Annotated in this window: 9 protein-coding genes and 1 pseudogene; 1 reads left to right on the forward strand and 9 read right to left on the reverse strand. The window is 64.8% G+C overall.

What is annotated here, in order from left to right; genetic code table 11:
• Positions 1-4 precede the first annotated feature (4 nt).
• Both LWF01_RS11550 and LWF01_RS11555 read right to left on the reverse strand, forming a co-directional pair.
• The gene (locus LWF01_RS11550; RefSeq protein ID WP_349637541.1) at positions 5-1348 is read right to left on the reverse strand and encodes a S8 family serine peptidase; all 1344 of its coding nucleotides are present in this window, start codon (positions 1346-1348) and stop codon (positions 5-7) included.
• 2 nt (positions 1349-1350) lie between these two features.
• On the reverse strand, positions 1351-2340 hold the full coding sequence (locus LWF01_RS11555) for a Ppx/GppA phosphatase family protein (RefSeq protein ID WP_349637542.1): 990 nt from the start codon (positions 2338-2340) through the stop codon (positions 1351-1353).
• Positions 2341-2440: 100 nt separating this feature from the next.
• Between LWF01_RS11555 and LWF01_RS11560 the strand changes: the two genes are divergently transcribed.
• On the forward strand, positions 2441-3892 hold the full coding sequence (locus LWF01_RS11560; protein WP_349637543.1) for a phytoene desaturase family protein: 1452 nt from the start codon (positions 2441-2443) through the stop codon (positions 3890-3892).
• Positions 3893-3912: 20 nt separating this feature from the next.
• On the opposite strand, the pseudogene LWF01_RS11565 reads toward LWF01_RS11560, so the two are convergent.
• The 7 genes and pseudogenes from LWF01_RS11565 to mfd form a co-directional block, all read right to left on the reverse strand.
• Positions 3913-4455 (reverse strand): annotated as a pseudogene (locus LWF01_RS11565) (DUF501 domain-containing protein); the annotation flags it as partial.
• 33 nt (positions 4456-4488) lie between these two features.
• Entirely contained in the window at positions 4489-5076 is a 588-nt protein-coding gene (locus tag LWF01_RS11570; protein WP_349637544.1) for an FtsB family cell division protein, read from the reverse strand.
• Between the two features lie 76 nt (positions 5077-5152).
• Positions 5153-6433, reverse strand: a complete 1281-nt coding sequence (gene eno, locus LWF01_RS11575) for a phosphopyruvate hydratase (RefSeq protein WP_349637545.1) — start codon at positions 6431-6433, stop codon at positions 5153-5155.
• Between the two features lie 84 nt (positions 6434-6517).
• Entirely contained in the window at positions 6518-8251 is a 1734-nt protein-coding gene (locus LWF01_RS11580) for a DUF885 family protein (RefSeq protein WP_349637546.1), read from the reverse strand.
• Positions 8252-8263: 12 nt separating this feature from the next.
• Entirely contained in the window at positions 8264-9097 is an 834-nt protein-coding gene (locus LWF01_RS11585; protein ID WP_349637547.1) for a tyrosine-protein phosphatase, read from the reverse strand.
• Positions 9094-9798 carry a nucleoside triphosphate pyrophosphohydrolase gene (locus LWF01_RS11590; protein WP_349637548.1) on the reverse strand — a complete coding sequence of 235 codons (705 nt, stop codon included), beginning with the start codon at positions 9796-9798 and terminating at the stop codon, positions 9094-9096. Before LWF01_RS11590 ends, LWF01_RS11585 begins: the two co-directional genes overlap by 4 nt.
• Positions 9799-9803: 5 nt before the next feature.
• Positions 9804-13412, reverse strand: a complete 3609-nt coding sequence (gene mfd / locus LWF01_RS11595; RefSeq protein ID WP_349637549.1) for a transcription-repair coupling factor — start codon at positions 13410-13412, stop codon at positions 9804-9806.
• Positions 13413-13534 lie beyond the last annotated feature (122 nt).

Genomic DNA, 13534 nt, shown 5'->3' on the forward strand with positions numbered 1-13534 from the left:
GAGATCAGTCGCCGGTTCTGCCCTGGCCCCGACGGATCCGACGGGAGGTGACAATGCCTCCGGAGACGACCAGCACCAGCGCCGTACCGAAGCCGATCAAAGCGACAGGGCCGGCGCCGCTCTGCGGGGGTGGTCCTAGTCTTGCCGCCTCCGTGGACTGGGCGTCACTGCTGGGCTTGTCGTCCGGCCGATCGGAAACGTCGGCATCCGACTCCAGTTTGGCGTTGCCTCCCAGCTCCTCGGGCTCAGTCGATTCGGCTTTCCTGTGCATCGCAATCCAGTCCTTCAGCGAGCCATCCGGATTGCGGCCGACCTTCGCGACATCGCTTTCAAGAGCCTCCAGAGGATCCACCCGGCCGTAGCCCACAGTCGGCTCCGGCTTGTCCTCCGACGACCGGCCTTTGTGACCCTTAACCGGGTCTGCGCTCCGGTACAACCGGTTGATGACGTCCGCCGCCGACATCTCGGGGTACGCCGAGCGGATCAGCGCGGCCACGCCGGCGACAAATGGCGAGGCGAACGAGCTTCCATCCGCGGTGCCATATCCGCCGGTGTACCAGGGCACCGCCATGTCCTCGCCTGGGCCCATCAGATTGACCGCGATCCCGGGCGCCGTCTCCGCCCTGGCGACCTTGCCGGTCTGGGTCAGGCCGCCTACCCCAACCACCCCGGGCACCGTGGACGGCGACCAGGCCTGCCTGGCGCCCTGGGAGCGGTTGCCGACACAAGCAATGACGACCACGTCACGATCAGCGGCATACTGGAATGCATCGTCCCAGCTTTCCGGCCACGAGGGGTCGTTCCAGCCAAGCGACAGATTGATCACCTTGGCGCCGGAATCGACGGACCAGCGCACCGCATCGGCGACCTGCTTGCGCTGCGGCACCGCGTTCCTGGGCAGTCCGTCCCCTAGCCACACCGACGCCGACAGCAGGTCGGCCTCCGGTGCGACGCCAATCGTCCCGGCATCGTCGCCATGACCTCGTCCGGCCACGACGCCGGCCACCGCAGTGCCATGAAATTTGCTGGCTTTCGAGCCGATCGGCTCCTTGCCATTGTGCCCGGTCCCGGAAAAATCCCGGCTGCCGACGACCGCACCCTTCAGGTCCTCATGTGCCGACACCCCGGAATCGATGACGGCGACCTTGACGCCTTCGCCCCGGCTGATCTGCCAGGCCTCGTCGATGTTGTAGTCATCGATCCAGAATTGCCGGTCCCGGACCGGGTCTGCCGCCGCCGGTGTGATGCCGCCGCCGAATGCCAGTCCGGTCACTGCCAGCGTGGTAAGCGCAACGGTGAGCGGCCGAAGATCCCGCAGGTGGCGCAGCACAGATCGGGGCGGCGCCATGGTCAGCCGACAACCAGATTCCAGGCGATGCCGTCAAGGATGTCTTCCTCGCTGGCAACGACGTTGGTGATGCCGGTCTGCCCGGTCACCCGGCTGACTATTCGCTGCCAGACCAGCGCACCCCCGCCGATGACGTCGACCCGGCCAGGATGCATGTAGGGCAGCGCGGCCCGTTCGTCACGGGGCATCTGCAACAGGTCCGAACAGGCATCCAGCACCTGCGGAGCCAGAAGGGATGCGCCGTGAATTCTCGATCGGTCGTAATGATCGAGGCCAAGTGCGTGAGCGGTGACTGTGGTGATCGTGCCTGCGACCCCGACCAGGGTTTGCGCGCGTGAAATGTCGACAGTGAGCGCTGCCTCGTCCAGTGCGGCATCGATGTCGGCCGTCGCCGCGGCGATCTCCGCCTCGGTCGGCGGGTCGCTGCGCAGGTGACGTTCCGTCATCCGCACGCAACCTATATCCATGCTGAACGAGGAAATGACCCCATCGTTGTCGCCGAGTACGAGTTCGGTCGACCCGCCGCCCAGGTCGACAACCAGGTATGGCGGCGGAACCTCCGCACCCTGATGCGATCCGGTGTCGGAGTTCTTTTCCGAACCCTGCGCGCGCGGCTGCAGGCCGAGCGTCGCGCCAAGGAACGACAGCTGAGCCTCCTCGTCGCCGGATATGACTTCCGGTTCGATGCCGAGCCGCTTGACGATCCCGGTCAGGAATTCCTCACGGTTGTTGGCATCCCGGGTGGCCGAGGTAGCCACGAAGCGCATCTTCTGCACGTCGTGTTCTTTCGCCAGCGCGGCGTACTCCTCGGTCGCAGCGAAGGTGCGCTCAAGCGCCTCGGGCACAAACCCGCCCGTGGCGTCCACCCCCTGGCCGAGCCGGACCACCCGCATCTGGCGGTCGAGTTCGACGACGTCCTGCCCGGGCCGGATATCGGCGATCAGCAGACGAAGCGAATTGGTTCCACAGTCAAAGGCGGCTACACGGGTCATGTGATAACTGTGCCGTCTAAGCACGGCCAAAGGCAACGCGGCGCCGTGGCTGATGGCATCGCGGCTCATGGCACACTTGAGCCGTGGAGGCGATGCGGGTATGAGTTTTGACGCAATTGTGGTTGGCGCCGGACCAAATGGACTGGCGGCCGCAGTCACCCTGGCCAGGGCCGGGCTCGCGGTACAGCTGATCGAGGGCAGCGATCAGCTCGGCGGCGGCGCCCGTACCGAGGAGCTGACTCTGTCGGGCTATCGCCACGATGTGTGCTCTGCCGTACACCCCCAGGCACTTGCCTCACCGTTCTTCCAGGCATTCGGATTGCGGGAGCGGATCGAACTCGTGATCCCGGAGATGTCCTACGCCAATCCCTTCGACAACCGACCGGCTGGCATCGCCTATCACTCACTGGATCGCACAGTCGAAGGCCTAGGTGTGGACGGCAGGGCCTGGCGAAACCTGTTGGGTCCTCTGCTGGCCGAGTCGCGGGCCGTGTCACGCTTCACGATGTCCCAGTTGCTGCAGGTGCCGAGGAATCCGATCACCACCATGCGATTCGGCCTCCGGGCACTCGAACAGGGCACGGCGGCCTGGAATCTGAGGTTCAAGGACACCGTCGCCCCCGCGCTGCTCACCGGCGTCAGTACGCACGTGATGGGGCCGCTCCCTTCACTGGCCCCCTCTGGGGGCGGGTTAATGCTCGCGATGCAGGCGCACGATCGCGGCTGGCCGATCCCGGTCGGCGGTTCACAATCGATCATCGACGCCATGGCTGAGGACTTCCGGGCCCACGGCGGCCAGATCGTCACCGGTCAGATGGTCGAGACGCTGGATCAGCTGGACAAGGCAACCGCTGTGCTGCTGGACCTGACTCCGCAGGCATTGCTTCGGATAGCCGGCGACCGGTTGCCGACCGGATACCGCAATGCATTACGCCGCTTCCGATACGGAAATGCCGCCTGCAAGGTTGACTTCGCACTCTCCGGCCCGGTGCCATGGTCCGACGAACGGGTGCGCGAGGCGGGCACTATCCATCTCGGAAATACCCGAGATGAAATGGCCTTCACCGAGGCTGAGGTCAAGGCCGGGCGGCATCCGGAACGGCCGTACGTTCTGGCCTCCCAACCGAGCACGTTCGACTCAACCCGGGCGCCGGCCGGCAAACACACACTGTGGAGCTACACGCATGTTCCGCGCGGATCGACAGTGGACATGGGAGATGCCGTCGAGCGGCAGATCGAACGGTTCGCCCCAGGCTTCCGGGATCTGGTACTCGCCCGCAGCGTTCGCACCGCGGCCGATCTCGAGGCCCACAACCCGAACTACATCGGCGGCGATTTTTCCGCCGGCGCGCCTGACATCTGGCAGATGATCAAGCGACCGGTGGTTTCGCCGACTCCGTGGGCCACGCCGATGCCCGATGTCTTCCTCGCATCACAGTCGACTCCCCCGGGCCCCGCGGTGCACGGCCTTTCCGGGCTCTACGCCGCGCAGCTGGCGCTAAGCCGCCGGTTCGGCATTACGAAACTGCCGGACCTTTCGCCGGGGCGATAGCGAAAACGGGACGCGGCTTACTCGCAGTGACAGCGGTCGGCCGACCAGTCATCGCTGATCAGTTCGATCGCCTCGTCTCCCAGTGGATTCACCCCGGGGCCGGCGGCGAGGCTGTGCCCGACAAGCACGTGCAGGCATTTCACCCGGACAGGCATGCCACCGGCTGAAATGCCGTCGATCTCCGGCACCTCGCCTACCCCGCTCTCCTGGCCGACCTGCCGGCGCGCCTCGAGGTAAGCCTCGTGCGCATGCCGGTACCTGGCGGCCAGCTCCTGATCCTCGAGCAGCCGGCCGGACATCTCTGCCATCACACCATTCGCTTCCAAGCGCGAGACAGCGGCGGTGACCGCGGGATGGGTGAGGTAGTAGGTGGTCGGAAACGGCGTACCGTCATCCAGCCGCGGCGCCGTGGTCACAACCAGCGGCTTACCGCATCGGCATCTGGCGGCGATGCCGACAACACCTCGCGGAATCCGCCCGAGTTGAGCCTCAAGCGTTTCAAGATCATCGCGGCGCAGCGACTCAGCCAATGGTGCGCTCCAACTTTCTGGGTCTGACGACATTTCTGGGTACGACGATGTCGAAGAACCGCTGCGTTATCTGGTGTCCTCGACAGGGTCTTCCGTCCCCGCCCGCGTCACCGAGTCCCACAGCCCGACGTACCAGGATTTTTCTTTATCCGGCAGGGCAACTTTACCGTCATTGACCTTGTCGTCCGTCTTTAGCGCTTCCTCGTCCTGCTCGTCGAGCACTATGTAGCCCTTTTCTCCGGGCATGACGTAGTAGATCTGTTTTCGAGCCTGCGCGCGGACGTAGTCCGGGTCGTCCCAGTTGGCGCGTTCTTCGCGCAACCCCTGAACTGTCTTCTCCTTCGCCGCGATGTCCTTTTCGAGCGCGGCAATCTGCTGCTGCTGGCTGACCATGGAGCGGACGGCGGGCGCAAAAAGCAGGGCTAGAAGCAGAAGAACGACACAGAAGGCGATAGTGCGGCCGGACAGCTGCCGGCCTTTGCGGGTCGGATCCTGCGGCGGATCATCGATGATTCGATCCCGGGACGCCGCCCTGGGACGGCTGACTCCGGCCGCATTCGGCGTCTTTCGTGCCGCGGGCGCCGGCTTTCGGGCAGCTGAAACTGTTTTTCGGGTCGCTGGACGACGCGGGCTGGCTGGAACCTGTTTGCCCATAATTCACCTCACCGGCCGCGCGGGTGTTGACAGGAAGGCGCGGCACACTAGTACAAGTGTGCCGCGCCCTGATCCGTTATGCCTTGAACCTCGGGAATGCGGCGCGTCCTGCGTAGCGGGCCGCGTCGTCGAGCTCTTCTTCGATCCGAAGCAACTGGTTGTACTTGGCAACCCGCTCGGACCTGGCCGGTGCACCGGTCTTTATCTGGCCCGCGTTTGTGGCGACCGCAAGGTCGGCGATCGTGGTGTCCTCGGTTTCGCCGGAGCGATGCGAGATAACCGTCGAGTAACCGGCGCGATGCGCCATCGAAACTGCGTCGAGGGTCTCGGTCAGCGAGCCGATCTGATTGACCTTCACCAGGATCGAGTTCGCCGCCTGCTCCTCGATGCCCCGGGACAGACGTTCGGGGTTCGTGACGAAGAGGTCGTCGCCGACGAGCTGGACCTTTGCGCCGATTTCGGCATTGAGGATTGCCCAGCCCGACCAGTCATCCTCGTCGAGTGGATCCTCGATCGAGACCAGCGGGTACGCCTCGACGAGTTCGGCGTAGTAGGCGGACATCTCCTGGGCGCTGCGGGTCTGACCTTCGAACTCGTAGCTTCCGTCCTTGAAGAACTCCGAGGAGGCCACATCGAGCGCGAGTGCGATGTCACGGCCGGGCGTGTAGCCGGCGTTTTTGATCGCCACCAGGATCAGGTCGAGAGCCTCCCGGTTGCTGCCGAGGTTAGGTGCGAATCCGCCCTCGTCGCCGAGGCCGGTGGCCAGGCCCTTCTCCTTCAGCACCGACTTCAGCGCATGGTACGTTTCCACGCCCCAGCGAAGGCCCTCGCTGAACGTCTCCGCGCCAAGCGGCACGATCATGAATTCCTGGATGTCGACGTTGGAGTCCGCGTGGGAGCCGCCGTTGAGGATATTCATCAATGGGACCGGAAGCACGTGGGCGTTCGGGCCACCAAGGTAGCCGTACAGCGGCAATTCCGCGGAGTCAGCAGCGGCCTTGGCGACGGCAAGCGATACGCCGAGGATGGCGTTGGCGCCGACGGAGGACTTGTTGTCGGTTCCGTCCACTTCGAGCAGTGCCTGGTCGATCAGCCGCTGCTCGTGGGCATCGAAGCCCAGGATGGCCGGGCCGAGCTGGTCGAGGACAGCGTCAACCGCCTTTTCGACTCCTTTGCCCAGGTATCGCTTCGGATCGCCATCTCGCAGTTCCACTGCTTCGAAGGCGCCCGTGGAGGCGCCCGACGGAACCGCCGCCCGTGCAAGGATTCCGTCGTCAAGCGCGACTTCTACTTCGACGGTGGGGTTGCCGCGCGAATCGAGGATCTCGCGGGCACCAACGGCTTCAATACTGGCCACTTATGGACTCCTTGACGTTTAGCTTATGAAAGTCTTTCGGCGTGCGTGGCATCTGCACACGCACGACCTACCCTAATGCACCGGCTAGATCAGCAGGGCGGCCAGATGACGGGGTGCCAGCGTTCCATGCGACAACACCTCGTCGTGAATCCCGGCCCGGACGTCATCGCTCATCGTCGTGCCGGATGTCACCGTCGAGAGCAGGTCGACAAGTTCGGTGTAGCCGGCGAACGGCGAAGTGAGCTCGGTTGAATTCAGCAGAACCTGACGCCAGCGAGCCTTCGCCACCGGTTTGCTGCGATAGCCGCGCTCCACCAGTAGGCGCAGCGCCTCATCTTCCGTCATGCCATGGGCGTGCACCCGAATATCGACGATCGCATCAGTGATCACGCCGAGCTTGCCGATGACACTGAGCAGCTCTGCCTCCCAGGCGAGCTCCGGCTGCCGTTCCATCCGTAACGCGGCCAGCGCCTCCTCGGCGTAGACGGCCCAGCCGCCGCTGAAGCTTGCCGACGGAAACACCGAGCGCACCCTGGTGTGGCCGCGATACCGCCGGGCGTAAGCCTGCTGCATCAATCGCCCTGGCACGCCTTCCCGTGCGGCGTAGCTCGCAAGAGAGAGTTCGCCGAGCTGTTCAGAGTATTCGTCCGCCTCCCGGAGGGACAGCTGATCGGGAACCCCGTCAATCATCAGGTAACTCACCGCGGTCAGCGCGTCCACGTCGTCATCGAGCGAACCGGGAACGCTCACGGTGTCGCCGCTGCCGAAGTAGCTCGGCGGGGTCCACATCACATCGCGCGGGTCATCCGGCACGGTGGCAATGCCTAGCCCCGCCGTGAGCGCCTCCGAGGCGGCGAGCTGATCGCGGAGCATACTGAGCACATGCGGTGAACGACCCGTTTCACGAAGCGCCGCCAGCAACTCGCGGGGATCGCTGACTCCGCGACGCGCGCTCAGCTCCGCAAGCAGCTCTTCCGTGGCGATCAGGTCGCTTTCTGCCCTGGTCAGCACGGCATCCGGGGTCAGCGTACTGTCCAGTGCGTACCAGAGCCGGGCCGAAAAACGCTCGGGGCCGAGCACGGGATCGCCGTGCGAGTGGGGCAGTTCATCGATCAGCCAGCGCTCATGGTCCGCGAGCGCCGCGGCTGCCTCGTCACGTGCATCGTCCAGTCGGCGTCGGTCAAGGCTGCCTAGGGAATCCGGGCCACACTCGGACGCGCTGTGTTCATGCTGATTCTTCGCCTGATCGATTACGGCGTCGAGCCGGTTGCCGAGCAGTTCGCGCGCCCCGCAGAACTGCTCGATCGCCGCCACGACGTGCACCTGAGGCATATCGGTCAGGGTTTCCCGGGCTGTCTGCAGCGCGTCAGGGAAGCGTTCCAGCCGGGACGCCAGCGCGCGCAGCCGGGTCGGCAGGTCACTGCCCGGACGGAAAATCAGGTCGTGGATGGACCGGCCCGGTGAGTGCTGCAGAGGATTCCATTCAAATGTGCGCAGCTCGGTCGTCTCCCACAGCTCCCATGCCATCCGGCCGCGGATGATCTCCAGGTCGACGGCGTCGTCATCGCACAGCGCGGTGTCGTCGATGTCATCGAGGGCGCCGAGCGAATCGACTATGACAGCTGCCTGGTCCACGATAGCTCCGGCTTCCCGTTCGCCGAGCAATGGATCGAAATCGTGGACGCCCAGCCGACTCGCCTGCTCAGGATGGGCAGCAAGCCATGAATCGAGGATGCCCTCCGCAACGCGAACAAATCGCGACGTCGTTTCAGCATCTCCGATACTGCTGTCATCGTCTCGTCCCGCAAAGAAGCCCATATGCCGTAATTGTCAGCCGTCGGTGCCTCGGTTGTCGAGGGCCGCTACTTCCTCGGCAGGTAGCACGAGCCGGCTGCGCAGCCTGTCGATCGATTTCTCCCCCACGCCGTGGTGGTTCAGAAACTCCAGCACCGAGCCGTAATGCTCGCGGACGGTCCTGAGCACGTACCGGATCAGTTCCGGAGGGGACTGCGTAGCTGTGTTCGATACGTCTTGCACGATCCCGGCGCGGGCGAAGTTCGACTTCAATGCCTCCACGAACCCCCCGGAGAGGAATGACTCGGAGGCGGCGTAATCGGCTATTACCCATTCGTCTGGTACTCCCACTGCCGAAAGGGCGATTGCCACCACCATGCCGGTGCGATCCTTGCCTGCGCTGCAGTGCACGACCGCCGGCAGCGCGCCATCCGCAGCGAGCACTCCGACAGCCTCGACGATCTGCGGCGCGAACTTCTCCAGCGCCAGGGCATAGAGGTCCTGCAGCGTCGCGTCGGGCCGGTCGCCGGTCGAGGCGCTGTAGATGGTGTTGCCGAAGACCGGGACGTGCACCTCGTTGAGCTCCAGGCCTTGCAGGGCGTCCGGCGCGCTGTCGCGTTCAATGTCTTCGCGCAGGTCCAGCACTGTCCGCAGGCCGATATCGTGCAACGAGGCACGTGACCTGTCATCCAGGTAGCACAGGGCATCGGCCCGGAACAATCGGCCGAAACGGGTCTGACCGCCGTCTGCCGTCGGATAGCCGCCAACGTCGCGAAAATTGAACGTACCGGCCATCTGCAACCGTCGGCCCGGGTCGTCAGAAGACACGACCTCGAAGTGCTGGCTGTCCGAAGTCTCTGGCTGGCTCATGCGTCGCTCCCCTGGTGAATGCCTCCCGGCTGATGCCCGCGCTGACGCGCGTCGTACTCCCGAACCCGCAATCGTGCTTCCTCGATCCGGATCGTCTCCCTCAGTTCGGATTCCGCGTCTGCGCCGGCCGCCTCCGCCTCGGCGATAATTGCGAGCATTCGCTCGCCGCGGGACGCTGTACCTTCGGTAGTACCTGACCCCGGATTACTGTCCAACTGGGTGCGCTGGGCCTTCCGGAGTATCTTCTGCGCCCGGCTCACCGCCGGTAGTGCTTGCGGAATGCCGTCGAAAACGGACTCCCGTTCGGGCTTCTCGGCTTGTTTAAGCGCTTCCCACCCGTTCTCGAGCGCTGCGGTGGTCACCTCGGGTCCACCCGGCTGACGCTCGAACACGTGCGGGTGACGACGTCGCAGCTTGGCCGAGATCGCTGCGATGACATCATCGATGTCGAAGGCGTCCTGGGCGTCCTGCCCTACCCGGGCGTGAAAGATGACTTGCAGCAGCACATCGCCGAGTTCCTCCACGATGTGCTCGCGGTCGCCGCTCTCCACGGCCTCAACCAGCTCGTAGCTTTCTTCGATCAGGTAAGGCAGCAGGCTGATGTGGGTCTGTTCTCGATCCCAGGGGCACCCGCCGGGCGAGCGGAGCCGGTCCATGGTGCCGACGAGATCCATGAACGACGTACCCGATTTGTCTCTCACTCGGCTCAGTCTAGTGATCCGGAACTGCGTGCCGTCCGAGCGCCCGACGTGCCGGTAGTGGCGGCGGCCGAAACGTCATCGAGCAGGACCCCATCGATGAGGTCCCTGGCCCAGTCCAGCAGCTCAATGTCATAGAGGTCGGTCTGGGCCAGCCCGGAACCGCGCTGCTTCGGCTTCGGTACCAGGATGGAACGAACCGCCGGTTTGATCAGGGTCTTCGGGTACAGCCGCTTAAGCCGCATCGCCTGCGAGTCGCGCAACTCGACCGGCGCCATCCGGACGAAATTGCCCTGCGCGACGATATCGCTCAGCCCCGCCTTCCGGGCGTGCACCCTGAACCGGGCGACGGCGGCCAGGTTGGCCACCGGTTCCGGGATCGGTCCATAGCGGTCGACAAGTTCGTCCAGCACCTCCTGAACCGCCTTGTCTTCCCCTGCATCGGCCAATTTCCGGTATGCCTCGAGGCGCAGCCGCTCGTGCGGAACGTACTCGTGCGGCAGGTGGGCGTTGATCGGCAGTTCGATCCGCACCTCCTGTTCCGGCTCCGGCACGTCACCGCGGAAGTTCGCCACAGCTTCTCCGACCAGGCGGATGTACAGATCGAATCCAACGCCTTCGATGTGCCCGGATTGTTCGCCGCCGAGCAGGTTGCCGGCGCCGCGGATCTCGAGGTCCTTCATCGCCACCTGCATTCCGGCGCCGAGTTCGGTGTGCGCCGCGAGGGTCTGCAAACGGTCGTGAGCGGTCTCGGTGAGCTCGCTTTCCGGCGGGTACAGGAAGTAGGCGTATGCACGTTCCCGGCCACGTCCGACCCGGCCCCGCAGCTGATGCAACTGGGAAAGTCCCAGCCGGTCGGACCGGTCGATGATCAGGGTGTTGGCATTGGAGATATCGATGCCGGTCTCGACAATGGTGGTACACACCAGAACGTCGAACTTCCTCTCCCAGAAGTCAACGATCATCTGTTCGAGTCGCTGCTCGTTCATCTTTCCGTGAGCGACGCCGATCCTGGCCTCCGGAACCAGCTCGTTCAGATGCTTGGCGGCTGCTTCTATCGATTGCACCCGGTTGTGGATGAAGAAGACCTGCCCTTCGCGCAGCAGCTCACGGCGGATGGCCGCGGTGACCTGCTTCTCGTCATAGGCGCCGACGTAGGTCAGCACCGGATGGCGCTCCTCCGGCGGCGTTGCCAGTGTCGACATTTCCCGGATTCCGGTGACCGCCATCTCAAGCGTTCGCGGAATCGGCGTGGCGCTCATCGACAGCACGTCGACGTTCGTGCGCAAAGCCTTCAGCGTTTCCTTGTGCTCGACGCCGAACCGTTGCTCCTCGTCCACAACCACGAGTCCGAGATCCTTGAATCGGACCTCCCCGGACAGCAGCCGGTGCGTGCCGATCACGATATCGAGCGCTCCGGAGGTGAGTTCCTCCTTCACCGCCTTCGACGCTGATTCCGTCTGGAAGCGGGAGAGCGAGCCGACAGTGATCGGGAATCCGGAATAGCGTTCCGAGAAGGTGTCGAAGTGTTGCTGCACCAGCAGGGTCGTCGGCACCAGGACCGCTACCTGCTTTCCGTCCTGTACCGCCTTGAATGCCGCACGGACAGCGATCTCGGTTTTGCCGTAACCAACATCGCCGCAAATCAGACGGTCCATCGGCACCGTCTTCTCCATGTCTGCCTTGACCTCATCGATCGTGGTCAGCTGGTCGGGGGTCTCGATGTAGTTGAATGCGTCTTCAAGATCCCGCTGCCAGGGGGTGTCGGGGCCGAATGCGTGGCCCTGGGTGGCCTGACGGGCGGAATACAGCCTGATCAGCTCGCCGGCGATCTCCTTGACCGCCTTCCGGGCACGACTCTTGGTGCGGGACCAGTCCGAGCCGCCCATTTTGCTCAAGGTCGGCGACTCCCCGCCGACGTAGCGGGTGACCTGATCGAGCGAATCCGACGGCACGTAGAGCCTGTCGCCCGGCTGCCCCCGCTTGCTGCTCGCGTACTCGATCACCAGGTACTCGCGGGTGTGCTTCGTCTGACCGGACCCGACAGTCCGCTGAGTCATTTCGACGAAGCGTCCGACACCGTGCTGTTCGTGCACGACGTGATCGCCGGGGCTGAGCTGCAACGGGTCGACCATCTTGCGGCGGCGGCTCGGCAGTCGCCGCATGTCCTTGGTGGACACCGCACTTGCCTTGCCAAGCACGTCGGCCTCGGTCAGAAAGGCGAGGCGCAGGTCCTCGGCTATGAAACCGCCGGTGGTGGCGCCGGTGGTGACCAGGACGACACCGGGTTCCGGCGCGTCATCAATGTTCTCAACCCGCCGTGCCGGGACATCGGCCTCGGAGAGGACTTCCATCAGCCGGTCAGCGGGACCGTGCCCCTCCGTGACGACCAAGGTCTGCCACTTGTCGTGGGTCAGGTTCTTCAGGTCCACCAGCGCCTGCTCGACCTCGCCGCGGTAGCTGCGCACCTCCCGCACCCCAATGCTGAAGGCGCTCGGCGCTTCCTCATCCACGAGTTCCTCATCGACCGCGAAGCCACCGAGTGTCCACCAAGGCAGGCCGAGAACCCCCGCCGCCGCCTCGGTGTCGGCCAGCGTGCGGTAGCTGGCCGATGAGAGGTCGATCGGCGCCTTGCCGCCTGCGCTCGCGCCACTCCACGCCGCGGCCAGGAACTCTTCGCTGGTCGACACCAGGTCGGCCGCGCGTGCTTTCACCTTCTCTGGTTGCAGGACGACGACCCTGGTGCCCTGCGGCAACGTCGCGAGGAACGGCTCCATGCCGTCGACGAGCGCCGGAGCCAGCGACTCCATCCCCTCGACCGCGATGCCGGCCGACAGCCGTTCCAGCATCTCGGCGGCGGCCGGAAACTTATCCAGCAGATCTGCGGCGCGCTGCCGGACTGCGTCGGTCAGCAGGATCTCCCGGCATGGCGGCGCCCAGAGCACGGAAGGCGGCGCGGAATCCAGCGACCGCTGGTCCGCGACCGAGAACTCACGGATGTCGTCGACCTCATCGCCGAAGAACTCGATTCGCAGCGGATGCGGCTCGGTCGGCGGGAAGATGTCGAGGATGCCGCCTCGAATGGCAAACTCGCCTCGGCGTTCAACCATGTCGACGCGGGCGTAGGCGGCATTCGCCAGTGCCTCGGCTACGTCGGTCAGCGAGCGTTCGTCACCAATTTTCAGTGAAACGGGTTCCAGCTCGCCGAGTCCCTTCACCAGTGGTTGCAGCACCGCGCGGACCGGTGCGACGACGACGCGCAGCGGCGCCTGGTGCGATTCGGGATGACGCAGCCGGCGAAGCACGGACAGCCGGCGTCCAACGGTGTCCGATCGCGGCGACAGGCGCTCGTGCGGCAGGGTCTCCCACGACGGGAATATCGCAATGCCGGCCGGATCCAGGTATTGCCCCAGCGCGGCTGCAACGTCATCGGCTTCGCGGCCGGTGGCGGTGACGATCAGCTGCGGATTGTCTTCAGACCAGGCGGAGATGACCGCAGGCCACACGCCGGGCACGGCGCTGACCGTGCCGTTCGCCGCGCCGTCTGCGAGACCTCGTCGGGCCGCCGCGAAGGCGTCATCCCGAGGCAGAACTTCCAGAACACCGCGCAAAGTCATATGAGCAAAATTCTTTTCTTTTTTACGATTGAGGCAGTTGCTCAGCCTACTCCGCTGCACCGACAGCCCGCGAGTCATCCACTGCCTACGGTCAAGCAACGACTCAGTTCCCAGCCTTCCGT

The organism is Saxibacter everestensis (assembly GCF_025787225.1).
In the GTDB taxonomy this organism is placed as follows: Bacteria; Actinomycetota; Actinomycetes; order Actinomycetales; family Brevibacteriaceae; genus Saxibacter; species Saxibacter everestensis.

Excerpts from the sequence above, each read along its gene's own strand:
- LWF01_RS11550 (WP_349637541.1), bottom strand. The coding sequence starts at position 1,348 with ATGGCGCCGCCCCGATCTGTGCTGCGCCACCTGCGGGATCTTCGGCCG.
- LWF01_RS11555 (WP_349637542.1), bottom strand. The coding sequence starts at position 2,340 with ATGACCCGTGTAGCCGCCTTTGACTGTGGAACCAATTCGCTTCGTCTG.
- LWF01_RS11560 (WP_349637543.1), top strand. The coding sequence starts at position 2,441 with ATGAGTTTTGACGCAATTGTGGTTGGCGCCGGACCAAATGGACTGGCG.
- LWF01_RS11570 (WP_349637544.1), bottom strand. The coding sequence starts at position 5,076 with ATGGGCAAACAGGTTCCAGCCAGCCCGCGTCGTCCAGCGACCCGAAAA.
- LWF01_RS11580 (WP_349637546.1), bottom strand. The coding sequence starts at position 8,251 with ATGGGCTTCTTTGCGGGACGAGACGATGACAGCAGTATCGGAGATGCT.
- LWF01_RS11585 (WP_349637547.1), bottom strand. The coding sequence starts at position 9,097 with ATGAGCCAGCCAGAGACTTCGGACAGCCAGCACTTCGAGGTCGTGTCT.
- mfd (WP_349637549.1), bottom strand. The coding sequence starts at position 13,412 with ATGACTTTGCGCGGTGTTCTGGAAGTTCTGCCTCGGGATGACGCCTTC.